The sequence below is a fragment of the Hyphobacterium sp. CCMP332 genome (assembly GCF_014323565.1).
Lineage (GTDB): Bacteria > Pseudomonadota > Alphaproteobacteria > Caulobacterales > Maricaulaceae > Hyphobacterium.
Map to the genome: position 1 here is coordinate 844,524 of NZ_CP058669.1, position 24,889 is coordinate 869,412.

At 59.2% G+C, this 24,889-nt stretch carries 22 protein-coding genes and 2 pseudogenes; all 24 read left to right on the top strand.

Features of this window, described 5'->3' with window-relative positions:
* Positions 1 to 183 precede the first annotated feature (183 nt).
* A complete protein-coding gene (locus HXX25_RS04300; protein ID WP_187167280.1) occupies positions 184 to 909 on the top strand; it encodes an endonuclease/exonuclease/phosphatase family protein in 726 nt (241 codons plus the stop codon).
* Between the two features lie 291 nt (positions 910 to 1,200).
* Positions 1,201 to 2,346, top strand: a complete 1,146-nt coding sequence (locus HXX25_RS04305; protein WP_187167281.1) for a N(5)-(carboxyethyl)ornithine synthase — start codon at positions 1,201 to 1,203, stop codon at positions 2,344 to 2,346.
* Between the two features lie 127 nt (positions 2,347 to 2,473).
* The gene (locus tag HXX25_RS04310) at positions 2,474 to 3,979 is read left to right on the top strand and encodes a SulP family inorganic anion transporter (RefSeq protein WP_187167282.1); all 1,506 of its coding nucleotides are present in this window, start codon (positions 2,474 to 2,476) and stop codon (positions 3,977 to 3,979) included.
* Between the two features lie 10 nt (positions 3,980 to 3,989).
* Positions 3,990 to 4,859: a universal stress protein gene (locus HXX25_RS04315; protein ID WP_187167283.1), complete on the top strand. Its 870-nt coding sequence runs from the start codon at positions 3,990 to 3,992 to the stop codon at positions 4,857 to 4,859.
* A 91-nt stretch (positions 4,860 to 4,950) separates the two neighbouring features.
* A complete protein-coding gene (locus HXX25_RS04320) occupies positions 4,951 to 5,616 on the top strand; it encodes an SDR family NAD(P)-dependent oxidoreductase (RefSeq protein WP_187167284.1) in 666 nt (221 codons plus the stop codon).
* A gap of 102 nt (positions 5,617 to 5,718) precedes the next feature.
* Entirely contained in the window at positions 5,719 to 6,591 is an 873-nt protein-coding gene (yghU, locus tag HXX25_RS04325; protein WP_187167285.1) for a glutathione-dependent disulfide-bond oxidoreductase, read from the top strand.
* Between the two features lie 264 nt (positions 6,592 to 6,855).
* Positions 6,856 to 7,221: an NADH-quinone oxidoreductase subunit A gene (locus HXX25_RS04330; protein WP_187167286.1), complete on the top strand. Its 366-nt coding sequence runs from the start codon at positions 6,856 to 6,858 to the stop codon at positions 7,219 to 7,221.
* A 3-nt stretch (positions 7,222 to 7,224) separates the two neighbouring features.
* Positions 7,225 to 7,791 carry an NADH-quinone oxidoreductase subunit B family protein gene (locus HXX25_RS04335; protein WP_187167287.1) on the top strand — a complete coding sequence of 189 codons (567 nt, stop codon included), beginning with the start codon at positions 7,225 to 7,227 and terminating at the stop codon, positions 7,789 to 7,791.
* A pseudogene (locus HXX25_RS04340) lies at positions 7,788 to 8,400 on the top strand (NADH-quinone oxidoreductase subunit C). Before HXX25_RS04335 ends, HXX25_RS04340 begins: the two are co-directional and overlap by 4 nt.
* Before the next feature lie 26 nt (positions 8,401 to 8,426).
* Positions 8,427 to 9,614 (top strand): annotated as a pseudogene (locus HXX25_RS14245) (NADH-quinone oxidoreductase subunit D).
* Positions 9,611 to 9,976: a nuclear transport factor 2 family protein gene (locus HXX25_RS04350; protein ID WP_187167288.1), complete on the top strand. Its 366-nt coding sequence runs from the start codon at positions 9,611 to 9,613 to the stop codon at positions 9,974 to 9,976. Before HXX25_RS14245 ends, HXX25_RS04350 begins: the two are co-directional and overlap by 4 nt.
* A complete protein-coding gene (nuoE, locus tag HXX25_RS04355; RefSeq protein ID WP_187167289.1) occupies positions 9,973 to 10,647 on the top strand; it encodes an NADH-quinone oxidoreductase subunit NuoE in 675 nt (224 codons plus the stop codon). The genes HXX25_RS04350 and nuoE overlap by 4 nt, the downstream gene beginning before the upstream one ends.
* 2 nt (positions 10,648 to 10,649) lie before the next feature.
* The gene (gene nuoF / locus HXX25_RS04360) at positions 10,650 to 11,960 is read left to right on the top strand and encodes an NADH-quinone oxidoreductase subunit NuoF (RefSeq protein ID WP_187167290.1); all 1,311 of its coding nucleotides are present in this window, start codon (positions 10,650 to 10,652) and stop codon (positions 11,958 to 11,960) included.
* 9 nt (positions 11,961 to 11,969) lie between these two features.
* Positions 11,970 to 14,060, top strand: a complete 2,091-nt coding sequence (gene nuoG / locus HXX25_RS04365; RefSeq protein WP_187167291.1) for an NADH-quinone oxidoreductase subunit NuoG — start codon at positions 11,970 to 11,972, stop codon at positions 14,058 to 14,060.
* 14 nt (positions 14,061 to 14,074) lie between these two features.
* Entirely contained in the window at positions 14,075 to 15,130 is a 1,056-nt protein-coding gene (gene nuoH, locus HXX25_RS04370; RefSeq protein WP_187167292.1) for an NADH-quinone oxidoreductase subunit NuoH, read from the top strand.
* A complete protein-coding gene (nuoI, locus tag HXX25_RS04375; RefSeq protein ID WP_187167293.1) occupies positions 15,127 to 15,615 on the top strand; it encodes an NADH-quinone oxidoreductase subunit NuoI in 489 nt (162 codons plus the stop codon). Before nuoH ends, nuoI begins: the two co-directional genes overlap by 4 nt.
* Before the next feature lie 29 nt (positions 15,616 to 15,644).
* Positions 15,645 to 16,256 (top strand): NADH-quinone oxidoreductase subunit J, encoded by a 612-nt coding sequence (locus HXX25_RS04380; RefSeq protein ID WP_187167294.1) that lies wholly within the window; start codon positions 15,645 to 15,647, stop codon positions 16,254 to 16,256.
* Positions 16,253 to 16,564 carry an NADH-quinone oxidoreductase subunit NuoK gene (gene nuoK / locus HXX25_RS04385; protein WP_187167295.1) on the top strand — a complete coding sequence of 104 codons (312 nt, stop codon included), beginning with the start codon at positions 16,253 to 16,255 and terminating at the stop codon, positions 16,562 to 16,564. The genes HXX25_RS04380 and nuoK overlap by 4 nt, the downstream gene beginning before the upstream one ends.
* Before the next feature lie 4 nt (positions 16,565 to 16,568).
* Positions 16,569 to 18,719: an NADH-quinone oxidoreductase subunit L gene (gene nuoL / locus HXX25_RS04390; protein WP_187167296.1), complete on the top strand. Its 2,151-nt coding sequence runs from the start codon at positions 16,569 to 16,571 to the stop codon at positions 18,717 to 18,719.
* A complete protein-coding gene (locus HXX25_RS04395; RefSeq protein WP_187167297.1) occupies positions 18,720 to 20,213 on the top strand; it encodes an NADH-quinone oxidoreductase subunit M in 1,494 nt (497 codons plus the stop codon).
* An 11-nt stretch (positions 20,214 to 20,224) separates the two neighbouring features.
* Positions 20,225 to 21,676 (top strand): NADH-quinone oxidoreductase subunit NuoN, encoded by a 1,452-nt coding sequence (gene nuoN, locus HXX25_RS04400; protein WP_187167298.1) that lies wholly within the window; start codon positions 20,225 to 20,227, stop codon positions 21,674 to 21,676.
* Entirely contained in the window at positions 21,677 to 22,420 is a 744-nt protein-coding gene (locus tag HXX25_RS04405; protein WP_187167299.1) for a biotin--[acetyl-CoA-carboxylase] ligase, read from the top strand.
* 10 nt (positions 22,421 to 22,430) lie between these two features.
* Positions 22,431 to 23,210, top strand: a complete 780-nt coding sequence (locus tag HXX25_RS04410; protein ID WP_187167300.1) for a type III pantothenate kinase — start codon at positions 22,431 to 22,433, stop codon at positions 23,208 to 23,210.
* Positions 23,210 to 24,880, top strand: a complete 1,671-nt coding sequence (locus tag HXX25_RS04415) for a ribonuclease J (RefSeq protein WP_233346879.1) — start codon at positions 23,210 to 23,212, stop codon at positions 24,878 to 24,880. The genes HXX25_RS04410 and HXX25_RS04415 overlap by 1 nt, the downstream gene beginning before the upstream one ends.
* The last annotated feature ends 9 nt before the right edge of the window (positions 24,881 to 24,889 follow it).

Here is a 24,889-nt window from a genome sequence, read left to right on the forward strand (position 1 = left end):
GAAGCTTCCCAAGCTCATGCTGAATCGGTGAAGACACTTTCCGCGAACGCTATCGAACAATAACGGCCAATTCGACACCATATGACCTTGCCAACATATTGATTTTGCTTGCTTGTAGCCGAACCTCCGGGCCCACTATGCCCCGACATTGAACAAACAGCGTTGCCCTGACATCATTGCGGCATGACCAGCAATCTGTCCCTTCTAAATTGGAACATCGAGCGCCATGGTCCGCAGACTTGGCAGGCAAAATCCCTTTTGTCGGAAATTGTCGAGATCAAGCCCAACATTGTCTGCCTGACAGAAGCACATGACGCATCCGCATCGGACCTAGGTGGCCATTCTGTCGGCGTTGTTGGTCAGAATTGGAGTCCAACCAGCCACTCCGAACGGAAAGTTCTGCTGTGGAGTCGGCGTGAGTGGAGCGACGTCGACATGCATGATGATCTGAATGAAATCGGGGCAGCCATCACGGCAACGACGTCAACCGAGTTCGGAAAGGTTCGTGTAATGGGATTGTGCATCCCGTATCATCGCGCAACGCCTTTCGGGTCTGCCGAACGGGTAAGGAACTGGGTGCAGCATGGCCTATTTCTCGGCGCGTTGTATGAATGTTTGACGGGCTCTGCCGAAAATCGGCCAGACATCATCGTTGGCGATTTCAATCGTAAACTTCCATCAGCATGGGGATCAAAGTCGCTGTTGGAAAAGTTGGAAGAAACGTTTTCCGATTACACGATCGTGACCCGCGGAAAACTACCTCCATTAGATAGAAAGACGGTCTGCCACGTGGCCGTGAAGGCGGGATTGGAATGTCAGGCCATCAGCCTTCTAGATGCGAATGATGCATCTGGTAGAGCACGAAGCGATCATAATGGAGTGCTTGTCGAACTGGGCCAGCCAAATTGATTGCCGTTCCGACTCAAACCGCTCTGAAAGCCTGAAAAGTGTGAATTTCGGTACATTTAGTCGGAACGGTGTATTGAAATCATTGATGTTTCACCGGCCTGTCACGCCGGAGGCCGCGGGTTCGAGTCCCGTCACTCGCGCCATTTCCTTCAAGAAAGCCGCCCCGACCGGGCGGCTTTTTTCTTGCTCATTTCCGGCGTGCCATTGCTATTGCCCCGGAAAGGGCGCACCCAATGGGACTGGACCCGCCACGGGACATGACCGGCGCGATGGATCCTCAAAGGACAATCAATGAGTCAACTCACTTTAGGGGTCATCGGGACCTCTAAAAAGGACGACGAACAACGCCTTCCCATCCATCCGGACCATCTGCGGCGACTCCCCGAAGCCTGCCGCAAGCGCCTGGTCTTCGAAGAAGGCTATGGGGCAGTATTCGATATTTCCGATGCTGAAATCGAAGCTCAGGTGGGCGGCATGGCCTCGCGGCGTGATCTGCTCGCAAATCTCGGCCATGTCATTATCGCAAAACCCGTACTGGCGGATCTCGAGGAGCTGCGCGAAGGCGGACTCTTGTGGGGATATCCTCATTGTGCCCAGCAGCGCGCCATCACCCAGACAGCCATCGACCGAAAGCAGACGCTGATAGCATTCGAGGACATGTTTGTATGGGGCAGAGCCGGCCAGATGGGCCGTCACACCTTTTACAAGAATAACGAGATGGCCGGCTATTGCGCGGTTCTGCATGCGCTGCGCCTGAAGGGCATAGACGGACATTACGGCAATCAGCGCAAAGTCATCATCTTCAGCTTTGGCGCGGTGAGTCGCGGCGCGATTTATGCGCTCAAGGCGCACGGTTTCCGCGACATCACGATTTGCATCCAGCGCCCGGATCACGAAGTGCGCGAGGAGGTGCTCGATTGCCATTATGTCCGCATCCATGAGGGCGGCGAAGGGCAGGCACGCATGCAGGTGATCGAGCATGACGGTGGCACCAGTGACCTCTGTGATCTGATCCGGCAGTCCGACATTATCGTGAACGGCACATTTCAGGACCCCGACCATCCGATTGATTTCGTCACCGAAGCAGAGAAGGATTGCCTGAAGCCCGGTTGCCTGATCATTGATGTCAGTTGTGATGAAGGCATGGGCTTTTATTTTGCCGTACCGACAACCTTCAAGGAGCCCATGATCCGCGTTGGCAAGGTCGATTATTATGCGGTGGATCACACGCCCAGCTATCTCTGGGAAAGCGCCACGCGATCCATCTCCGCGGCGCTGGTTCAGCACTTGCCCTCCGTCGTGAACGGGCGCGAAAGCTGGCAGGAAAATGAAACCATCCGCCGCGCGATCAATATCGACCGGGGCGTCATAGTGAAGCCGGGTATTCTCACCTTCCAGAATCGCGGGACGGAATACCCGCATTTGTCCGCCGCATAATTCACCGTCCTGAATTCGCATAGCCGCCGCCCACCATCACCGGTTTCCATCAGAAGCTGGCTCTGTTAGACGCGCCGCTCTTTTGCGACGCGGCGATTATCGCCCCGCTTATTCCGGACCGGACGTTATGCATTTTCTTCGACTCGACGCTTTTGACTGGACACGGACCCGGCTGGAATGGTTTGGCAATATCCGCGGTGATTTGCTCGCCGGGCTTGTGGTGGCCCTGGCGCTGATCCCCGAAGCGATTGCCTTTTCGATCATTGCCGGTGTGGATCCCAAGGTCGGTCTTTATGCCTCCTTCTCAATTGCCGTCCTGATTGCCTTTGTGGGTGGCCGCCCCGGCATGATCTCGGCGGCCACGGCGGCGACGGCGGTGCTCATGGTGACGCTGGTGCGCGACCATGGCCTGCAATACCTGCTGGCTGCGACGGTGCTGGCCGGTGTGATCCAGATTGGGGCCGGTGCGCTGAAACTTGGCAATCTGATGCGCTTTGTATCGCGCTCGGTGCTGACCGGCTTTGTGAATGCGCTGGCGATCCTGATCTTCATGGCGCAATTGCCGGAACTGATCGGCGTCACCTGGCTGACCTATGTGCTGGTCGCGGCCGGGCTGGCGATCATCTACATCCTGCCGCGCTTTACGAAAATCATTCCGTCGCCGCTCGTCTGTATTCTCGTGCTGACAGGCCTGACCATGTATTTCGGCTGGGATGTGCGCACCGTTGGCGATATGGGCGAATTGCCGGACACGCTGCCGGTTTTTCTGATCCCGGACATTCCATTCAATTTCGACACGCTGATGATCATCTTGCCGTATTCGGCGGCTGTGGCCGCGGTCGGCCTGCTGGAATCACTCCTGACCCAGCAAATCGTCGATGATCTGACCGACACACCATCCGACCGGAACCGCGAATGCGTGGGGCAGGGTACGGCCAATATCGTCACCGGCTTTCTCGGCGGTATGGCCGGGTGCGCGATGATCGGCCAGTCCATGATCAATGTGAAATCCGGCGGACGAGGGCGCTTGTCGACTTTTTCGGCAGGCGTCTTTTTGCTTTTCATGATCCTTGTGCTGGGCGACTGGATTGCGGCCATCCCCATGCCGGCATTGGTCGCCATCATGATCATGGTCTCCATCGGGACCTTCTCGTGGTCGTCCGTAAAATCGCTCCGCTCGCACCCGCTTTCGTCCAGCGTTGTCATGCTGGCCACGGTTGCCGGCGTGATCCTGACCCATAATCTGGCGATTGGCGTGATGGTTGGTGTCTTCCTGTCGGGCATTTTCTTTGCCTGGAAGATTTCGCGGATATTCAGGATTTCCTCGACCCTGGCGGATGATGGCCGGTCGCGGACCTATGCCGTTGAGGGCCAGCTCTTCTTCGCGTCCACGGAAGCCTTCACCAACGCCTTTGATTTCAAGGAAGCCCTCGACGAAGTGACAATCGATCTCACATCAGCGCACATCTGGGACATTTCCAGCGTGCAGGCGATTGATCTCATCGTCTTGAAATTCCGCCGCGAAGGCATGACGGTCCATCTGGTCGGCATGAATGAAGCCAGCGAGACGATCGTTGATCGCCTGGGCGAGCACGACAAGCCGGGCGCCATTGACCGCGCCGCAGGGCATTAGGAGCCATATCATGGACCGCATTATCACACTGATTGACGGCTCGGCCTATAGCGAATCTGCCTGCGATCACGCCGCCTGGGTCGCCGAGAAGACCGGATTCGGCATAGATCTTCTGCACGTCATCGATCACCGGCCGGGGCGATCCGGCCCGGTCAATCTGTCTGGAAACCTGACGCTCGGTGCGCGGTCAGAGCTTCTGGAGAAGCTGACTCGACACGATGAGGAAGGCGCGCGGCTGGCTCGCGAACGCGGCCGGCTGATCGTCGATGCGGCCAAAGCCCATCTGGAAGACAAGGGTTGTCAGGATGTGCAGATCAAGCTGCGCAATGGCGATTTGCTCGACGCCGTTCAGGATGTCGAGAACGATGCCCGGGTCATCATTATCGGCAAGCGCGGGGAGCATGCCGATTTTGCCCGGTTGCACCTGGGTTCCAACCTCGAACGTGTGGTGCGCATCGCGCATCGTCCGGTTCTCGTCACATCGCGCGCTTTCAAAGCGCCAAAGCGGGCGACCATCGCGTTCGATACTGGCCCCAGCGTCGCCAAGGCCGTCGATCACATCGCCAGGGGACAATTGTTCAAGGGCATGGAGATCCATCTGCTCCATGTCGGCGAATCGAGCGAGGCGCTTGTGAAAGCGATGGAAGCCGCCGCCGCAAAATTGCGTGAGGCGGGTTATACAGCGGCGTTCGAGATCGTGGCGGGAGATCCCGATACGATCTTCACGGAAAAGTCGAAAGCCGGTGAGATCGAGTTTCTGGTGATGGGCGCCTATGGCCATTCGCGCCTTCGCAATCTCATCATCGGCAGCACAACCACCCACATCATCCGCGCCTGTCCGGTGCCGATTCTGTTGTTCCGCCCCGATATGAGTGCCTGACAATTTGGAAACAGGCTTTTTCCATTCACCTGCCTTTTGAATCGACTATCGGCTGCCCAGATCGGAGCTATCGAAACAAAAGAGGTGAGTGATGTCAGGCAAACGAACAGCATTGGTTACAGGCGGCAATCGCGGCATCGGGCTCGCCATTGCCAAGGGGCTCATCGCGCAGGGGCTGGATGCCGTCATCGGCGCACGAAACGCCGATGAAGGGGCGAAGGCTGCTCAGGCGATCGGCGCGCGTTTTGTCCAGCTTGATGTCAGCGATCCATCCGGAATGGATGCGGCTCTCGCAGAGGCCGGTCCGCTGGATGTGCTGATCAATAATGCCGGCGTTCTCTCTACCGACCCGGTTCTGGACAATCCGCAAGCCTTTGATGACGCCATCGCCGTTATGCTCAAGGGACCGTATGAGTTGATCCGGCGCGTTGCGCCCGGCATGGCCGAGCGCGGCTATGGCCGAATAGTGAATGTGTCATCGGAATGGGGCTCATTTGCCTCCGGTCTGGCAGGGCCAGGGCCGTATGGTCTGGCCAAGGCCGCACTTAACGGATTGACCGTGGCCGCAGCCCGCGACCTTCCGTCCAGTATCAAGCTCAATTCCATGTGCCCCGGCTGGGTGCGCACGCGCATGGGAGGCGAAGCCGGCTCGAAGTCGCCGGAGGAGGGCGCTGATACGGCCATCTGGCTGGCAACGCTGGACGACGACGGCCCGACGGGCGGGTTTTTCCAGGACCGCAAACCTTTAGCCTGGTAGGGTATTCACGTTGGTTTGATTGGGCGTAGGTTTAATCCCTGCGCCAACTTCCTATATCCCGCATCACATCGCCGCTGAACCCGAAATGGAAGAGAGCACATCATGGCCGATACGCATTCATGGACACCGCCGAAAGTCTGGACCTGGGAAAAGGGCAATGGCGGTCGCTTCGCCAATATCAACCGGCCGACGGCGGGCAAGACGCATGACAAGGATCTGCCCGTCGGCAAACATCCGCTGCAGCTTTATTCGCTGGCAACGCCGAACGGTGTGAAGGCCACGATATTGCTGGAAGAATTGCTGGCAAAGGGCCATGAGGCTGCGGAATATGACGCCTGGCTGATCAATATCAATGAGGGCGATCAATTCTCTTCCGGCTTCGTTGAGGCCAATCCGAACTCCAAAATCCCGGTGCTGGTGGATCATTCCACCCAAACACCCCAACGCGTCTTCGAGTCCGGCTCCATCCTCGTCTATCTGGCCGAGAAATTTGGCGAATTCCTGCCTACCGACCCGGCCAGACGCGCCGAGACCTTCAACTGGCTGTTCTGGCAGATGGGCTCGGCGCCTATGCTGGGCGGCGGCTTCGGGCATTTCTACGCCTATGCGCCGGAGAAATGGCAATACCCGATTGACCGCTATGCCATGGAAGTCAAACGCCAGATGGATGTGCTCGACCGCAATCTCGCCGACCGGGAATACGTCATCGGCGATGAATACACGATCGCGGACATGGCGATTTTCCCCTGGTATGGCGCGATGGCCAAGGGCCTGCTCTATGATGCCGGTGAGTTCCTGTCGGTCCACGAATACAAAAATGTCATCCGTTGGGCCGACCATTTGTATGCCCGTGATGCGGTCAAACGCGGCCGCATGGTCAACCGCGCCTGGGGCGAACCCTCAAGCCAGTTGCTAGAACGCCATGAGGCTTCGGATTTCGAGACAAAGACGCAGGACAAGGTCGCGACGTCCTGATCCGGCCCGGAATCGATTGAAAGAGCCGCTCCCCCGGGGGCGGCTTTTTTGATTCCGCGGGGACAAACTTGCAAGCCATTCTCACCTAACGGCACTTCAAGCACTTGCGCGTGGATTTCGCACAGAAAAAGCCGCCTTTTCGCCTTGCGAGCGATGTCGGCTCGCACTAGCTTCCGGCCCGACCGTGTGGGGGCTATTGGTCAGGCCTGACTCGCTATTCTGCGTAGGCCGGCCCCTTACATTAGCTGATCGGGGCGATCCGTCATGAATGCGCTTCTGCTCGAATACTTGCCGATTATCATTTTTCTGGGAATCGCGGCTGCGATGGGTATCGGCTTCATGCTGGCCGCCTGGGTTCTGGCGCCGTCCAGCCCTGATCCGGAAAAAGTTTCGACATACGAGTGCGGGTTTGAAGCGTTTGACGATGCCCGAATGAAATTCGACGTCCGTTTTTATCTTGTCGCAATTCTGTTCATTATCTTTGATCTGGAAGTGGCCTTCCTCTTTCCGTGGGCAGTGACGTTGGGCGAGACCGGTCTTTTTGCTTTCTGGTCGATGATGGTGTTCCTCGGTGTGCTCACCGTGGGCTTCATCTACGAGTGGAAAAAAGGCGCGCTGGAGTGGGAGTAGATCATGGCTGAAAACACCATCATTCCTGCGGGCTCTGCCGGCCGTGCCGCTACCCCGCATTACGACGCGAAAAAGCATGATCCGTTTTTCGACGGCGTCTCCGATGCGCTGGCCGACAAGGGTTTTGTTGTCGCCGCGGCCGATGACCTCATCACCTGGGCCCGCACGGGCTCGCTGATGTGGATGACATTCGGTCTGGCCTGTTGCGCGGTCGAGATGATGCAGGCGGCGATGCCGCGTTATGACGTCGAGCGCTTCGGCTTTGCGCCGCGCGCTTCCCCGCGTCAGTCCGACGTGATGATCGTCGCCGGCACGCTCACCAACAAGATGGCCCCCGCGCTTCGCAAGGTTTACGACCAGATGCCGGAGCCGCGCTATGTGATCTCCATGGGCTCCTGCGCCAATGGCGGTGGCTATTACCACTTCTCCTACGCCGTTGTGCGCGGCTGTGACCGGATTGTTCCGGTGGACGTATACGTGCCGGGTTGCCCGCCGACCGCCGAAGCGCTGGTCTATGGCATTCTGCAGCTTCAGAAGAAAATCCGCCGGGAAGGGTCGATCGAACGATGAGCGAGCGATTGAACGAACTTGGCGAACACATTTCGGCCCAGCTGGATTCCGCGATCCGTGAATGGTCGGTGGATACTGGCGAGCTGACCATCACCATGGCAGCGCCGAATATCGCGAAGCTGATGGAAATTCCTGCGCGATGACCGTGCCTGCCGCTTCACCACGCTGATTGATATTTGCGGAGTCGATTATCCGCAGCGTGGCGAGCGCTTCGAGGTCGTCTATCACCTCCTGTCCATGCCGATGAACCATCGTATCCGGATCAAGACCTCGACCGATGAGGAAACCCCGGTGGCTTCGCTGTCGGACATCTTCCCGGTCGCCAACTGGTTCGAGCGTGAAGCTTTCGACATGTTCGGCATTGTCTTTTCCGGCCACCCGGATCTGCGCCGCATCCTCACTGATTACGGCTTTACCGGCCACCCGCTGCGCAAGGATTTCCCGCTCTCCGGCTATGTCGAGGTACGTTGGGACGAGGAAGAAAAGCGCGTCGTCTACGAACCGGTCGAGCTGGTTCAGGAATACCGCGACTTCGATTTCCTCTCGCCGTGGGAAGGTGCCAAATACGTCATTCCCGGCGATGAAAAAGCCAAGGGGGAGGGCGCGTAATGTCCGATCTGACCAACCCCGACAACATGGAACAGCTCGACGATCGCAAGTTCACGATCAATTTCGGCCCCCAGCACCCGGCGGCTCACGGCGTGTTGCGCCTCGTGCTGGAACTGGATGGCGAGATCGTCGACCGCGTCGATCCGCATATCGGCCTGTTGCACCGCGGCACCGAAAAGCTGCTGGAACACAAGACCTACCTGCAGGGCATCGGCTATTTCGACCGCCTCGACTATGTCGCGCCGATGAATCAGGAGCATGCCTTCTGCATGGCGGTGGAAAAGCTGGCCGGCATTCCGGTGCCGCGCCGCGGCGAGTATATCCGAGTTCTCTATTGCGAGATTGGCCGCATCCTCTCGCACATTCTGAACGTTACCACGCAGGCGCTGGACGTGGGCGCGCTGACCCCGCCAGTCTGGGGCTTTGAAGAGCGCGAAAAACTGATGGTCTTCTATGAGCGTGCCTCCGGCTCGCGCATGCACGCGCACTATTTCCGCCCGGCGGTGTCCACCAGGATCTTCCGCCGAAGCTGATCGACGATATCGAGGAGTGGTGCGAGGACTTTCCACGTGTTCTCGACGATATCGACGGGACCTGCTGACCGAGAACCGGATCTTCAAGCAGCGCAATGCCGATATCGGTGTGGTGAGCCAGAAGACGCGCTGGACTGGGGCTTCTCCGGCGTGATGGTGCGCGGCTCGGGCATGGCCTGGGATCTGCGCCGCGCGCAGCCCTGAATGCTATGACGAGTTCGATTTCCTCGTGCCGGTCGGCAAGAACGGCGATTGCTATGACCGCTATCTGATCCGCATGGAGGAAATGCGCCAGAATCGGCAAGATCATCCATCAATGCATCGAATGGCTCGCGGGCACCCGAGGGCCGGCGAGGTCCTCCTTGACCGGGCAAGGTGACGCCGCCCAAGCGCGGCGAGATGAAGCAGTCGATGGAAGCATTGATCCATCACTTCAAGCTCTATACCGAAGGCGTCCACGTCCCGGCGGGCGAAGCCTATGTCGCCGTCGAGGCGCCGAAGGGCGAATTCGGTGTCTACCTCGTCGCCGATGGCACCAACAAGCCGTATCGCGTCAAGATCCGCGCGCCGGGCTTTGCCCACTTGCAAGCCATGGATCACATCAATCGTGGTCACCAGCTGGCGGACGTGTCCGCTATTCTGGGCTCGTTGGATATCGTGTTCGGGGAAATCGACCGATGACGGGTTCCACGACCAGTGCCGCCGCGCTCGCAGAGGCCCAGCTTGTGGCTTACAACGCCCGCGATCTTGATGCCTTTTGCGCCTGCTTTGCGCCAGATGTTGAAATCTACAATTTTCCGGATCATCTCGTTCTCAGGGGCGCAGGGGCTTTCCGGGCTCGCTACGCCGAGCGGTTCAAGGCTCCCGGACTGACGGCCGAGCTTTTGAGCCGGATGGTTTTGGGCAATACCGCGATCGACCACGAACGCATCTGGTTTGAAGGGCGCGAGCTCAGCACTCCCGTGGAGGCGATCGCCATATACAGTGCGCATGAGAGCCTGATCTCGCGCGTTGATTTCATCAGGGAAGGGACGCCGCAATGAGCGCTCGCAAGATTGCTCTGGACCAGCCGGAAAGCTTCTCGTTTTCAAAAGATTCCGAGAAAGAAATAAAGTTCTGGTTGAACAAGTATCCGAAACCCAAGAAGGCCTCTGCCGTCATTCCCATGCTGTGGATTGCGCAAAAGCAGGACGGCTGGGTGTCCGAACCGGCCATGCGCGAAATCGCGGATCGTCTGGGCATGCCGAAAATCCGGGTGATGGAGGTCGCAACCTTCTACACCATGTTCAATCTGGCCCCGGCAGGTGATCATCTGATCCAGCTTTGCGGCACAACGCCGTGCTGGTTGCGCGGTGCGGACGACCTCAAAAAAGTCTGTGCGGACAAGATCGGCCCCAAGGGCAAAGTCACGGCTGACGGCAAACTGTCCTGGATGGAAGTAGAATGCCTGGGCGCGTGTGCGAATGCGCCAATGGTGCAGATATCCAATTCGGCGGGCGATCATTATTATGAAGACCTGACCGGCGAAACGATGGGCAAGATTATCGACGATCTCGCTGCCGATAAAAAGCCGAAGCCGGGTTCGCAAACCGGTCGTTCCTGTTCAGAGGCCGAAGGCGGTTCGATGGCGTTGACTGATGGCGCGCTTTACGACGGTTCGCTGGCCAAGAAGGTCAAGCTGCCCAACACCAAACCCAAGAAGGAAAAGGCCTGATCATGGTTCAACTTCTTGAAGATAAAGACCGTATTTTCCTGAACCTGTTTGGCCGGGAAGATCCGGGTCTGGACGGCGCAAAGAAACGCGGCGCGTGGAATGCGACCAAGGACATGATCGATATGGGTCCGGAATGGATCGTCGATCAGGTCAAGGCGTCCGGCCTGCGCGGCCGTGGCGGCGCCGGTTTCCCGACCGGTCTGAAATGGTCCTTCATGCCCAAGGAAGTGGGTGCCCGCCCGCATTATCTGGTCGTCAATGCCGACGAATCCGAACCGGGCACCTGCAAGGACCGCGAGATCATGCGCAATGATCCGCACCTCCTGATCGAAGGCTGTCTCATTGCCTCCTTCGCGATGCGCGCCAAGGCCTGCTACATCTATATTCGCGGTGAATATGTCGACGAACGCATCGCGCTCGAAAAGGCCATAATGGAAGCGTATGACGCCAAGCTGATCGGCCAGAACAATATCCATGGATGGGACTTTGACTGCTACGTCCACCATGGTGCCGGCGCCTATATTTGCGGCGAGGAAACCGCGCTGCTGGAAAGCCTGGAAGGCAAGAAGGGTCAGCCGCGCCTGAAGCCGCCATTCCCGGCCAATGCGGGCCTTTATGGCTGCCCGACGACGGTCAACAATGTGGAATCCATCGCCGTGGCACCGACCATTATCCGCCGCGGCGCGGAATGGTTTGCGGGCTTTGGCCGACAGGGCAATACCGGCACCAAGGTGTTCTCGATTTCCGGCCATGTGAACAAGCCTTGTAATATCGAGGAGGTCATGTCCATCCCCCTGAAAACGCTGATCGAAACCCATGCGGGCGGCGTGCGCGGTGGTTGGGATAATCTCAAAGCCATCATCCCGGGCGGCTCGTCCGTGCCGTGTATTCCGGCCGATACCTGCACCGATATCCTGATGGATTTTGATGCGCTGAAGGATGTGAAATCCGGCCTCGGTACAGCGGCGGTGATTGTCATGGATAAATCCACCGACATCATCAAGGCGATTGCCCGCATCTCCTATTTCTACAAGCATGAAAGCTGCGGCCAGTGTACGCCGTGCCGTGAGGGCACAGGCTGGATGTGGCGCGTGCTGGAACGCATGGCACGGGGCGAAAGCTCGACCGACGAGATCGACAAGCTGCTGGACGTCGCCAGTCAGGTGGAAGGCCACACGATCTGCGCGCTCGGCGATGCCGCGGCCTGGCCGGTGCAGGGCCTGATCCGCCATTTCCGCCACGAGATCGAAGACCGCATCAATACCTATCGCGCCGGCAAGCCCGTCGCGGTGTCACACATGGCCGCGGAGTAGGAGACACCGATGACTGATAATCTCCGCACCATCATCATCGACGGCGAGGAAATCGACGTCCCGAACCACTACACGCTGCTGCAGGCAGCCGAGGCGGCTGGCAAGGAAATCCCGCGTTTCTGCTATCACGAGCGCCTGTCAGTCGCCGGCAATTGCCGCATGTGTCTGGTCGAGCTGGTCGGCGCGCCGAAGCCGGCGGCGTCCTGCGCCATGAATGTGTCGGACATGCGCGGTGGGCCGAATGGCGAACCGCCGGCGATGAATACCGCTTCACCGATGGTGAAGAAGGCGCGCGAAGGCGTCATGGAATTCCTGTTGATCAATCACCCGCTCGATTGCCCGATCTGCGATCAGGGCGGCGAATGTGACCTGCAGGATCAGGCCATGGCCTATGGCCGCTCCGGCACGCGCTATACCGAGAACAAGCGCGCCGTTGAAGACAAGAATATGGGCCCGCTGATCAAGACGATCATGACCCGTTGCATCCAGTGTACGCGCTGCGTGCGCTTTGTGACTGAAGTCGCGGGTTCGCCCGAAATCGGCATGCTCAATCGCGGCGAGGATGCCGAGATTACCACTTATCTGGAAGCCGCGGTTGAATCCGAGCTTTCGGGCAATGTGATTGATCTCTGCCCCGTTGGTGCGCTCACCTCCAAGCCCTATGCCTATAATGCACGCCCCTGGGAGCTGAAGAAGACCGAGACCATCGATGTCATGGACGCGATGGGCTCCTGGATCCGTGTCGACAGCCGCGGCCCCGGCGTTCTGCGCATCATGCCGCGCGTCAATGACGAAATTAACGAGGAATGGATCTCCGACAAAACCCGCTTCATCTGGGACGGCCTGCAGCGCCAGCGCCTCGACAAGCCCTATGCCCGAAAAGACGGCAAGCTGGCACCTGTGTCGTGGGAAGAAGCGCTCGGCGTTGCCGCAGACAAACTCTCCGGAGATGCAAAGAAGATTGGCGTCATCGCTGGCGATCTCAACTCGATTGAGGAACTGAAAGCCGCGAAAGACCTGTTCGACGCGCTTGGCGTGACCTCCATCGATGGTCGTCAGGATGGCGCAAAGCTGGGCGATGGTCCGCGCGAAAGCTGGCTGTTCAACTCTACCATTGCCGGAATTGACGAGGCCGATGCCATCCTGCTGGTCGGCACCGATCCGCGCCTCGAAGCGCCCGTGCTCAATGCCCGCATCCGCCGGGCATGGCTGGAGCGCGACGTGAAAGTTGGTGTCATCGGCGCCACAGGTGATCTGACCTATCCGTTCGAGCAGGTGGGCGATGGCCCCAAGGACCTCAAGGGTTTTGGCGGCAAGCGCTCCGGCTTCACCAAGACCCTGAAAGATGCCGACAAGCCGATGATCATTGTCGGTGCCGCAGCCCTGGCCCGCGCAGACGGCGCTCAGGTCTTGCGCGCCGCCGGCGAGGTCGCGGCCAAGGTCGGCGCAGTCAAGGATGGCTGGAACGGCTTCAACGTGCTGCACACCGCTGCTTCGCGCGTCGGCGCACTCGATCTCGGATTTGTGCCGGGCAAGGGCGGCAAATCGGTTGCAGAGATGCAGACGGGCGGTATGGACACCATCGTATTGATGGGCGCAGACGAAATCGATGCCGATTTCGGCGATGCCTTCGTAATCTATGTGGGTCATCACGGCGATCGCGGTGCGCATCGCGCGGATCTGATCCTGCCCGGCGCCACCTATACCGAGAAAAAAGGCATGTGGGCCAATATGGAAGGCCGCGTGCAATTCAATGCCCGCGCCATCTTCCCGAAGGGCGAGGCGAAAGAGGACTGGGCCATTTTCCGCGCCCTGTCCGATCGCCTGAACAAGACATTGCCGTATAATTCGCTGGAAGAATTACGGGCAAAGCTGATTGCCGATCATCCCGTCTTCGGCGGCATTGATCATGCGCCGGGCCACGCCACAGCCGCTGAATTTGATGTGGCATCGATTGGCGAAGCGGGCGATATGGGCGCCGAGCCTTTCCGGTTGGCAATCGCTGACTTCTACCTCACGAACGCAATCGCACGGGCCTCGAAAACCATGGCGGACTGTTCGGCACTCAAATCAGCGCCTCACGCGCAAGCGGCGGAGTAGGGGAGATGGAGACGATGGATCCGATTCCCTTCCTCAGCTGGCCGGTTTCCGTCGAGTGGACGCTTGTGGCGGTCGGTCAGATTCTGGCCTTCATGATCGTGCTTCTGATCTCGCTGGCCTTCCTGCTTCTGCTGGATCGCAAGGTCTGGGCCTCGGTCCAGATGCGCAAGGGTCCCAACGTGGTCGGCGCTTTCGGCTTGCTGCAATCCTTTGCCGACTTCCTGAAATTCGTGTTCAAGGAAATCGTCGTGCCCGCCGGGGCGGATCGCACGCTCTTCCTGATTGCGCCGCTGATCACCTTCATCCTCGCCTTTATCGGCTGGGCCGTGGTGCCGGTCGCGCCGGGCTGGGTGATTGCCGATCTCAATGTCGGTATCCTCTACCTATTCGCGATTTCTTCGCTTGGCGTTTACGGCATCATCATTGGCGGCTGGGCGTCCAACTCGAAATATCCATTCCTCGGTGCGCTGCGGTCTGCCGCGCAGATGGTGTCCTATGAAGTCTCCATCGGCTTCATCATCGTCACCGTCCTGCTGTTTGCGGGCTCCATGAATCTGTCGGTCATCGTCGATCAGCAGGCCGGCGGTTTCTGGAACTGGAACATGCTGGCCCTGCACACCTTGCCGGTGCCGATGTTCCTGGTGATGATCCCGATGACGGGCATTTTCTTCATCTCGGCGCTGGCGGAGACTAACCGCCCGCCCTTTGATCTTCCGGAAGCGGAATCGGAACTCGTGGCCGGCTACCAGGTGGAATATTCCTCCACTCCGTATCTGCTCTTCATGATCGGCGAATATCTCAACATCGTTCTGATGTGCGCCATGACCACCATCCTCTTCTTTGGCGGATGGCATGCGCCGTTCGAATTCCTGTCCTTCCTGCCGCCTTTCTTCTGGTTTGCCGCCAAGGTGATCTTCTTCTTCTTCATGTTCGCCATGGTGAAGGCGCTGGTGCCGCGCTATCGCTATGACCAGCTGATGCGTCTGGGCTGGAAAATCTTCCTGCCGACCTCACTCGGTGCCGTCGTGCTGGTTGGCGCTTACGTTGCCTATTCGGGAGCTGCCTCATGAGCCGTATCGCCCAAACCATTCGCGGCGCCTTGCTGATGGATTTCTGGGGCGCTTTTGTCATGGGCCTGCGCTACATGGCGCAGCCGAAAGCGACCATCAATTATCCGTTTGAAAAAGGCCCGCTCAGCCCGCGTTTCCGCGGCCAGCATGCCTTGCGCCGCTACGCCAATGGCGAAGAGCGTTGCATCGCCTGCAAGCTGTGTGAAGCGGTCTGCCCGGCACAAGCCATCACCATTGAGGCGGAACCGCGCGAAGACGGCTCGCGCCGCACGACGCGCTATGACATCGACATGGTGAAGTGCATCTATTGCGGCTTCTGCGAGGAAGCCTGCCCGGTCGACGCCATCGTCGAGGGACCGAATTTCGAGTTCGCCACGGAAACCCGTGAAGAGCTTTATTACGACAAGGAAAAACTGCTTGCGAACGGCGATCGGTGGGAACGCGAGATCGCGCGCAATCTGGAATTGGACGCGCCTTACCGCTAGGGCGGGCGCAAAAGGAAACGGGGCGGCTGATGCTGCAGGTAATAGCATTCTGGATTTTGGCGAGCGTGACGGTCCTGTCCGCTTTCTTTGTCGTGGCCGCGCGAAACCCTGTGAGGTCCGTTCTCTGGCTGATCCTTGCATTTTTCTCGGCAGCGGGCCTGTTCGTGCTCCTTGGTGCCGAATTCCTCGCCATGCTCCTGATCGTGGTCTATGTCGGCGCGGTCGCTGTGCTTTTCCTGTTTGTCGTGATGATGCTCGACGTTGATTTCACCGAGTTGAAGCAGGGCTTCCTCAGCGATCTGCCATTTGGCGCGCTGGTTGCCATCGTGCTGGTCGCGGAACTGATCATTGTCGGTCAGTCCTGGACGCAGGCGAATGTCGTGGCCCCCGCAGGTGCCAGTACCACACCGGAAGGCGTCTCCAATGTCGAGGCGCTCGGCATGCTGCTATATGACGATTATGCGTATTTCTTCCAGGCCGCAGGTCTGGTTCTGTTGGTCGCCATGATTGGCGCCATCGTCCTGACCTTGCGCCACAAGCCGCATGTGAAACGTCAGAATATTGCTGAACAGGTCGGACGCGATCGCAAGACCGCGGTGACCATGCACGATGTGAAATCCGGAGAGGGACTGGGCGAATGACCGAGATCGGGCTGTCACACTATCTCGCGGTTGCCGCGATCCTGTTCACCATCGGGGTGTTCGGCATTTTCGTGAACCGCAAGAATGTCATTATTCTCCTTATGTCGGTCGAGCTCCTGCTGCTCGCCGTCAACATCAACCTCGTGGCGTTTTCCTCCTTCCTCGGCGATCTCGCCGGTCAGGTCTTTGCCATGTTCGTTCTCACCGTCGCGGCGGCTGAAGCCGCGGTGGGCCTTGCAATCCTTGTCGTCTACTTCCGGAATCGTGGAAACATTTCGGTCGAAGACGTGAATTTGATGAAGGGCTAGAGGCATGGCACCGATCCTCATCGTCTTCGGCCCGCTTGTCGGCGCGCTGGTCTCCGGACTGTTCCAGCGCTTCATCGGTGATCGCGCCGCTCAGGTGATCACCACCGGCCTGCTGATCCTCTCTGCCGTCCTGTCGGCCTGGGTCTTCTACGACGTCATCTTCGCTGAAAACGTCCGCACCATCCCGCTCGCAACGTGGATGAGCATTGGCGACTTCCAGGCGACCTGGTCGCTGCGCCTCGATACGCTCTCGGCGGTCATGCTGGTCGTGGTGACGAGCGTCTCCTCGCTCGTCCACGTCTATTCCTGGGGTTATATGAGCGACGACCCGCATCGGGCACGCTTCTTCAGCTATCTCTCCCTCTTTACCTTTGCCATGCTGATGCTGGTGACGGCCGACGATTTCCTCCAGCTCTTCTTCGGCTGGGAAGGTGTGGGGCTGGCCTCCTATCTGCTGATCGGTTTCTGGTACAAGAAAAAGTCCGCCAACAATGCCGCCATCAAGGCTTTCGTCACCAACCGCGTCGGCGATTTCGGCTTTGCACTTGGCATCATGGCGATCTTTGCGATCTTCGGATCCATCAGCTTTGACAGCGTCTTCAGTGATGTTGAAGGCATGGCGGCGCTGACCTGGAATTTCCTCGGGATGGAATACAATGCGATCGAGCTGATCGCCTTCCTCCTCTTTATCGGTGCGATGGGCAAATCCGCGCAATTCTTCCTGCATGTCTGGTTGCCGGACGCGATGGAAGGCCCGACACCCGTTTCCGCGCTGATCCACGCTGCGACCATGGTCACGGCCGGCGTCTTTCTCGTCTGCCGCTGTTATCCGCTGTTCGAAGCTGCACCGATGGCTTCGGCCTTCATGACGGTGATCGGCGCGACGACGGCGCTCTATGCGGCAACAGTCGGTCTTGCCCAGAATGACATCAAGCGCGTCATCGCCTATTCGACCTGTTCCCAGCTCGGCTACATGTTCTTTGCCGCAGGCTTGGGGCTGTATTCTGCGGCCATGTTCCACCTCTTTACGCACGCCTTCTTCAAGGCGCTGCTCTTCCTCGGCGCGGGCTCGGTTATTCACGGCCTGCATCACGAGCAGGACATGCGCAAAATGGGCGGCACGTTCAAGGCGCTCCCCGCAACCTATCTCCTGATGGTCATCGGCACGCTGGCGCTGACCGGCGTGGGAATTCCGGGCACGCCGATCGGCTTTGCCGGCTTCTTCTCCAAGGACATGATTATCGAGGAGGCCTTCATGATGGGGCAGGAGGGCGTACCCTTCGGCATGCTGGCCTTCTGGGTCGGCGTGATCGCCGCCGGCCTGACCAGCTTCTATTCCTGGCGTCTGATCTTCATGACCTTCCACGGCAAGTTCCGCGGTGAGAAAGAGGTCATCGACCACGCGCATGAAAGCCCGCCGGTGATGATGATTCCGCTGGTGCTTCTGGCGGTCGGCGCGCTCTTTGCGGGCGTCGCCTTCAAGAACCAGTTTGTCGGTCAGAATGCCTTCACCTTCTGGGAAGATTCTCTGCCGGCAGGCCCCTATGCCGAGGGAAATTATGGCGATGCATATCGTGCCTCGCTCGCCGTTGAGGTCATGGCGGGCCATTCCGAGCTGGAAGCCGGTTCTCTGGATGCCGCAGTAGACGAGGGTGATGCCCATTCACCGTCGCAAACGGCCGCCGATCACGGTGATGACGCGGCTCATGCCGGTGACGCCGAGCATGGCGAAGAGGGCGAATATCATGGCGGCCACCATCCGCCCACCTGGGTACTTTGGACGCCGCTCTTCGTGACCGCCTTCGGCTTTGCGCTGGCCTGGTTCCTCTACATTCGCCATGCCGGCTTTGGAGCGCAGCTCGCGGCCCGCAGGGGGCCGCTGCACAGCTTCCTGCTGAACAAGTGGTATTTCGACGAACTCTACAATTTCGTCTTTGTCCGCGGCGCTGCGGCGCTCGGCGATCTGTTCTGGAAGGTGGGCGACCGGCGCATCATTGACGGCCTTGGCCCGAACGGCTTTGCGGCTTCGGCCATGGCGGCGGCCCGGCGTCTGTCGAAGGCCCAGTCCGGATTCCTTTATCACTACGCATTTGTCATGCTGATCGGGGTGGTGGCACTCACCATCTGGGCCATGACCGGCGCGGGAGGCGAATAGATGCTCTCTGCCGTAACCTTTGCGCCGCTGGCTGGCGCCCTCGTCATCACGCTGTTCAAGATGTTCTCGCGTGCCGAGGACTCCGCCTTCATCGAGAAGAATGCGCGCGGCGTGGCCTTGCTGACGACGCTCGTCACCTTCGCGCTGGCGATTGTGATGATGTTCCAGTTCGATCCTGAGATCGCCGGCTTCCAGATGGTCGAATATGTGCCGTGGTTCACCGAACTCGGCATGGGCTATCGTATGGGCGTCGACGGCCTGTCCGTGCTCTTTGTTTTGCTCACGGCCTTCCTGATGCCGATTGCCATTCTGGCGAGCTGGAAAATCGAGAAGCGCGTCGCCGACTACATGATCGCCTTCCTGATCCTGGAAACGCTGATGATCGGCGTCTTCTGCGCTCTGGACATGGTGCTCTTCTACTTCTTCTTCGAAGGCGGCCTTATCCCGATGTTCCTGATCATTGGCGTCTGGGGCGGCGCCAATCGCGTCTATGCGGCCTTCAAATTCTTCCTCTATACGCTGCTCGGTTCGGTGCTGATGCTCGTCGCCATGGTCTTCATGTATTTGCAGGCCGGCACCACGAATATCGAGGTCTTGCTGACCACACCGTTTGCGGCCGAAGTGCAGACTTGGCTGTGGCTGGCCTTCTTCGCGTCCTTCGCGGTGAAAATGCCGATGTGGCCGGTGCACACCTGGTTGCCGGACGCACACGTCGAAGCGCCGACAGCAGGGTCCGTTATTCTGGCCGGTGTTCTCCTGAAAATGGGCGGGTATGGATTCCTGCGATTCTCCATCCCGATGTTCCCGGATGCGACGGCCTATTTCACGCCGCTCGTCTTCGTCCTGTCGGTGATCGCCATCATCTACACCTCGCTGGTGGCTTTCCGGCAGACCGACATCAAGAAGCTGATCGCCTATTCCTCGGTCGCCCATATGGGTCTCGTGACGATGGGTCTTTTTGCGATGACCGAGCTGGGCGTGCAGGGCGCGATCTTCCAGATGCTCTCGCACGGCGTGATTTCCGGCGCGCTCTTCCTCGCCGTCGGCGTGATCTATGACCGTATGCACACGCGCGAAATCGCCTTCTATGGCGGGCTCGTTCACCGGATGCCGGTATACGCCGCCATTCTGGCGCTCTTCACTATGGCCAATGTCGGCCTGCCGGGCACATCCGGCTTCGTCGGTGAAATCATGGTCATGATCGGCACATTCCAGGTGTCGACCTGGGCCGCTGCAGGCGCTGCCATCGGGGTGATCCTGTCGGCCGTTTATATGCTGACCGCCTATCGCAACCTGGTGCTGGGCGACCTGACCAATCCGAAGCTGGCCGAGATCAACGACATGAATGTCCGCGAATGGGCGATCTTCACGCCGCTGATCATCGCGACCATCGTTCTCGGCTTCTTCTCGACGCTGATCACGGATGTAACCGCAGCATCGGTGGAGCAGCTGATTTCCAATTATCAGGCGGCCCTTGCCGCCAGCGCACAGTAGGGACCGAAGCGATGAACCTTTCAACGCTCACCGCTGAATACTCACTCTTCGCTCCGGAGCTGGTTCTGGCGATTGGTGCGATGGCGCTGTTGATGCTCGGCGTTTTCATAAAGGATAACGACAAGGCCGCCGGGTTCGTCGCGCCATTGACGGCGGGTTTGCTGGTCGTTGCGGCGCTGGTGGCGGCCTTCTTCGTGCCGGCGGAAGGCGGGCAGGCGTTTGCAGGTGCATTTGTGTTTGATCCGCTGGCCTTGTTTTCCAAGGTTGCAATTTTCGGATCGGCCGCTGTGGCTCTGCTCTTTGCGGTGCCGTATCTGAAGGCAGAGCGTCTCGCCAGGTTTGAATACTTTGTCCTGATAGCGCTGGCCGCACTCGGCATGTCGATGATGGTGTCGGCGAACGATCTGATCTCCATGTATATGGGTGTCGAGCTGCAATCGCTCGCGCTTTATGTTCTGGCGGCCTTCAATCGCGACAGCCTCCGGGCCTCGGAAGCGGGCCTCAAATATTTCGTGCTGGGCGCGCTGTCCTCCGGTTTGCTGCTCTACGGAGCCTCGCTGGTCTACGGGTTTACCGGCGCGACCGGATTCAACGAGATTGCCATTTCCGCCGCCTCGGGTGAGGTCTCTATCGGCCTCCTGTTCGGCCTGGTTTTCATCATCTGCGGACTGGCCTTCAAAGTGTCAGCGGCCCCCTTCCATATGTGGACGCCGGACGTCTACGAAGGCTCACCCACACCGGTGACCGCCTTCTTCGCGACCGCGCCGAAATTTGCGGCCATTGTCTTGCTGGCCCGTATTCTGCTGGAGCCGTTCGGCGCGATGACGGATCAGTGGCAGCAGGTCATTACGGCAATTGCCGTCCTGTCCATGGCCGTCGGGGCCTTCGGAGCGCTGACCCAGAACAATATCAAGCGTCTGATGGCCTATTCCTCCATCGGTAATATGGGCTATGCGCTCGTCGCGATTGCGGCGGGCACCGAGATCGGCTTGTGGGCGCTTCTGGCCTTCATGATCCTTTACGTGATCGGCCTCATTGCGGCCTTCGGTGTCATTCTGTCCATGCGCACCAGCGAAGGCATGGTAGAACAGGTCGAGGATCTGGCGGGGCTCGCCCAATCCCATCCGGGTCTGGCCTGGACGATGACCGGGGCCATGTTCTCCATCGGTGGCTTGCCCTTCCTGGTCGGCTTCTTCGGGAAACTCTTTATCGTCTACGCCGCGCTGCAGGCCGGGTTGGTATTCCTGCCGATTGCGCTCGTGCTCTTTTCGGTCGTCGCGGCTTACTATTATCTGCGAATTGTACGGGTGATGTGGTTCTCCGATCCGATCGTGAAATTTGTCGGTCCGCCGGCAACGACCGCGTGGATCACCAATATCGCCGGGATAGCGACGGTGGCGCTCATCGTTCTTGTGCCTCTGCTATATCAGTTCGCGCAGGGTGCCGGTTTCGGACTGCTCTAGATGACATCTGCGGGCGTCCGGACCGAATGGCTGGACGCAATTGATTCCACGAATGAAGAAGCGCGCCGCCGGTTCAAGGCGGGCGAAATCGGGCCACTATGGGTTGCCGCGCGGCGGCAAACCGCAGGCCGCGGACGACGCGGCCGGAACTGGGCTGATCTGGACGGCAATCTCTATTGCTCGGGCATGTATTCGCTCAAATGCTCACCGGGGGAAGCGGCGCAATTGTCTTTTGCCGCCGCTATCGCGGCTGCCGAGGTCTGCCAGTCCGCACTTTCTGGTCATAGCGTCAAGGTGAAGTGGCCCAATGATGTCTTGATTGGCGGCCGGAAAGTTTGCGGCATTCTTCTGGAGTCCGCGGACGCACCGGGGCAGGTCGTTCAGCTGGTTGTCGGCATCGGCATCAACCTGGCCGCCGCGCCGGACATTCCGGATCGACCCGCAATCAGCCTCGCCGACCTCGGCGCAACGGTGGACGCTGATTCCGCCCTGGAAAGGCTGGCCAGGCGTTTTGAGCATTGGCGATCCGTGTGGGCGAGGGAAGGCTTCACGCCGATCCGCGACGCGTGGCTGTCCCGGGCCCATGGTGTCGGTCAGCGTTGTCTTGTGCGGCTGGAGACCGAAACGCTGGAGGGTGTCTTCACAGACCTTGCATCGGACGGATCGCTGAAGCTCGAGCTCGCCGGCGGCCAGTCGCGCCTTATTTCAGCGGGAGATGTATTTTTCCCCGGGGCTTTGGGTTAGACCGTTCCTCATGTTTCTTGCAATCGATTGTGGTAATACCAATACGCTCTTTGCCGTCCATGACGGGGCGGATTGGCGCGCCCAGTGGCGCACGGCCACTCATTCCACCCGCACTGCGGACGAACATGCCGTCTGGCTCAGCCAGATCATGGATATGAACGGGTTGAGCTTTGGCGATATTTCCGCCTGCGTGATTTCGACCGTCGTGCCTCAGGCATTGTTCAATCTGCGCAATCTCTCGCGTCGTTATCTCAACGCCGAACCGCTGATCATTGGAGAACCCAATGTCGAGCTGGGGGTTCAGGTGCGATTGCCGCGCCCGCAGGAGGCAGGTGCCGACCGTCTGGTCAATGCGCTCGGCGCGCGAACGAAATATGATGGCGCGCTGCTTCTCATTGATTCCGGAACGGCGACCACATTTGACGTGGTTTCCAGCGACGGCGCCTTCGAAGGCGGCATCATTGCGCCCGGTGTGAACCTGTCGATGAAAGCCCTGCACGAAGCGGCGGCACGTCTGCCGCGCATTGAAATCCGCCAGCCGGACCACATCATCGGCAAGGATACGGTGTCGGCCATGCAATCGGGCGTCTTCTGGGGATATGTCGAGCTGATCGACGGCCTCGTGCGCCGGACGCGTGAGGAATATCCCGAAGAGCTGACGGTTATCGCTACGGGCGGTGTCGCCTCGCTCTTCGAAGGCGCAGCCCGGTCAATCGATCATTTTGATTCCGACATGACGATTCGCGGTCTGCATGAGGTCTGGCGTCTGAATGGCGGTGGAGCTCGATAATGGCTAACGATAACGGGCTTTACTTCCTGCCACTCGGCGGTTCAGGCGAGATCGGCATGAACCTCAATCTCTACGGCTATGGGCCGGAAGAGAACCGGAAATGGATCATGGTCGATTGCGGCGTCACCTTCGGGGACCTGACCACGCCGGGCGTCGATATCATCATGCCGGATCCCGATTTCATCGAGGAACGCGCGCATGATCTTCTGGCGATCATCCTGACCCATGCTCACGAAGACCATATGGGCGCGGTTGCCCACTTATGGGAACGCTTCCGCTGTCCGATCTATGCAACGCCATTCACGGCATGGCTGATGGTGGACCGGCTCAAGGAGAAGGGCCTCCACAAGCAAGCCATCGTGAATGTCGTGCCGCTGGATGGCCATATCAATCTGGATCCGTTCGACATCAGCTTCGTCACACTCACCCACTCCATCCCTGAGCCGAACGGGCTGGCTATCCGGACACCGGAAGGCCTGATCCTGCACACGGGCGACTGGAAGATCGATCCCGAACCCCAGATCGGAGAGGCCACCGACATCAATGCGCTGACCGCCCTTGCCGAAGAGGGTGTGCTGGCCATGGTGTGCGATAGCACCAATGTCTTCACAGCCGGAGAATCCGGCTCGGAAGCCGGGGTTCGGGCAAACCTGATCGAGCTGGTCGGTGAGCTGAAGGGCCGCGTTGCCATTGCGTCCTTCGCCTCCAATGTCGCGCGGATGGAATCGGCCATCGTGGCCGCCGAAGCCAATGACCGCCGGGTCTGTCTGGCCGGGCGTTCGATGCATCGTATGGCGGCCGCCGCCAAAGCCGTTGGCATGTTGAAGAATGCCAAACCCTTCATTGACGAAGATGATGCCGCCCAATTCCCGGCCGAGAAAATCCTCTATCTGTGTACCGGCAGCCAGGGCGAGCCGCGTGCGGCCTTGTCCCGCGTGGCGCGCGGTGATCACCGCTCCATCAACCTGACCACCGGAGATACCGTGATTTTCTCGTCCCGTGTCATTCCGGGGAATGAGGCGGGTATTTTCGAGCTCCAGAATCAGCTCGCTGAACGCGGCGTCGACATCATCACCGAGCGCGACCGGCATGTTCACGTTTCCGGCCACCCGTGCCGCGACGAACTTCGACAGATGTATGCCTGGGTCAAGCCACGCATCGCCATTCCGGTGCATGGCGAACGCCGCCATCTGGTCGAACATGCCGAATTCGCCAAATCGCTGCAGGTTCCGCATGCCTTGCCGGGCCGCAATGGCGATATGATCCGTATCACAAAGGACGGCGCCCATGTTGTGGACGAGGTCAAATCCGGACGCCTCTACGTCGACGGAAATCTGCTGACCGAAGCTGAAAACCCCGCCATTCGAGAGCGCCGGTCCATGGCCTTTGCCGGGCATATTACTGTTGCGATGGTGATTGACGGGCAGGGCGCGCTGATCTCCGGGCCGGACGTCCGCGCATTGGGCTTGCCCGAAACCCGCGAACGATCCGAAGAACAATGGCTGGATCTCATAGGCGAAACAGCGGAATCCGCTTTTGACCGGATGAAGCGCCGGGATCGCTGCGATGAGGCGGAAGTCGAGGAGATGGTACGACGTGGCGTACGCCGCGAGCTCAGCCATCTCTGGGGCAAGAAGCCCCAGGTGGATATTATGGTACTCACCGCCTGAGGAGAGATG

What these genes read in the sequence shown, in the direction of transcription:
- HXX25_RS04310 (WP_187167282.1), top strand. Translation starts at nt 2,474, where the DNA reads ATGCATTTTCTTCGACTCGACGCTTTTGACTGGACACGGACCCGGCTG.
- HXX25_RS04300 (WP_187167280.1), top strand. Translation starts at nt 184, where the DNA reads ATGACCAGCAATCTGTCCCTTCTAAATTGGAACATCGAGCGCCATGGT.
- nuoI (WP_187167293.1), top strand. Translation starts at nt 15,127, where the DNA reads ATGAGCCGTATCGCCCAAACCATTCGCGGCGCCTTGCTGATGGATTTC.
- HXX25_RS04320 (WP_187167284.1), top strand. Translation starts at nt 4,951, where the DNA reads ATGTCAGGCAAACGAACAGCATTGGTTACAGGCGGCAATCGCGGCATC.
- HXX25_RS04315 (WP_187167283.1), top strand. Translation starts at nt 3,990, where the DNA reads ATGGACCGCATTATCACACTGATTGACGGCTCGGCCTATAGCGAATCT.
- nuoE (WP_187167289.1), top strand. Translation starts at nt 9,973, where the DNA reads ATGAGCGCTCGCAAGATTGCTCTGGACCAGCCGGAAAGCTTCTCGTTT.
- HXX25_RS04410 (WP_187167300.1), top strand. Translation starts at nt 22,431, where the DNA reads ATGTTTCTTGCAATCGATTGTGGTAATACCAATACGCTCTTTGCCGTC.
- HXX25_RS04330 (WP_187167286.1), top strand. Translation starts at nt 6,856, where the DNA reads ATGAATGCGCTTCTGCTCGAATACTTGCCGATTATCATTTTTCTGGGA.
- HXX25_RS04395 (WP_187167297.1), top strand. Translation starts at nt 18,720, where the DNA reads ATGCTCTCTGCCGTAACCTTTGCGCCGCTGGCTGGCGCCCTCGTCATC.
- HXX25_RS04350 (WP_187167288.1), top strand. Translation starts at nt 9,611, where the DNA reads ATGACGGGTTCCACGACCAGTGCCGCCGCGCTCGCAGAGGCCCAGCTT.
- nuoL (WP_187167296.1), top strand. Translation starts at nt 16,569, where the DNA reads ATGGCACCGATCCTCATCGTCTTCGGCCCGCTTGTCGGCGCGCTGGTC.
- nuoF (WP_187167290.1), top strand. Translation starts at nt 10,650, where the DNA reads ATGGTTCAACTTCTTGAAGATAAAGACCGTATTTTCCTGAACCTGTTT.
- nuoG (WP_187167291.1), top strand. Translation starts at nt 11,970, where the DNA reads ATGACTGATAATCTCCGCACCATCATCATCGACGGCGAGGAAATCGAC.
- HXX25_RS04335 (WP_187167287.1), top strand. Translation starts at nt 7,225, where the DNA reads ATGGCTGAAAACACCATCATTCCTGCGGGCTCTGCCGGCCGTGCCGCT.
- nuoH (WP_187167292.1), top strand. Translation starts at nt 14,075, where the DNA reads ATGGATCCGATTCCCTTCCTCAGCTGGCCGGTTTCCGTCGAGTGGACG.
- yghU (WP_187167285.1), top strand. Translation starts at nt 5,719, where the DNA reads ATGGCCGATACGCATTCATGGACACCGCCGAAAGTCTGGACCTGGGAA.
- HXX25_RS04380 (WP_187167294.1), top strand. Translation starts at nt 15,645, where the DNA reads ATGCTGCAGGTAATAGCATTCTGGATTTTGGCGAGCGTGACGGTCCTG.
- HXX25_RS04305 (WP_187167281.1), top strand. Translation starts at nt 1,201, where the DNA reads ATGAGTCAACTCACTTTAGGGGTCATCGGGACCTCTAAAAAGGACGAC.
- HXX25_RS04405 (WP_187167299.1), top strand. Translation starts at nt 21,677, where the DNA reads ATGACATCTGCGGGCGTCCGGACCGAATGGCTGGACGCAATTGATTCC.
- nuoN (WP_187167298.1), top strand. Translation starts at nt 20,225, where the DNA reads ATGAACCTTTCAACGCTCACCGCTGAATACTCACTCTTCGCTCCGGAG.
- nuoK (WP_187167295.1), top strand. Translation starts at nt 16,253, where the DNA reads ATGACCGAGATCGGGCTGTCACACTATCTCGCGGTTGCCGCGATCCTG.
- HXX25_RS04415 (WP_233346879.1), top strand. Translation starts at nt 23,210, where the DNA reads ATGGCTAACGATAACGGGCTTTACTTCCTGCCACTCGGCGGTTCAGGC.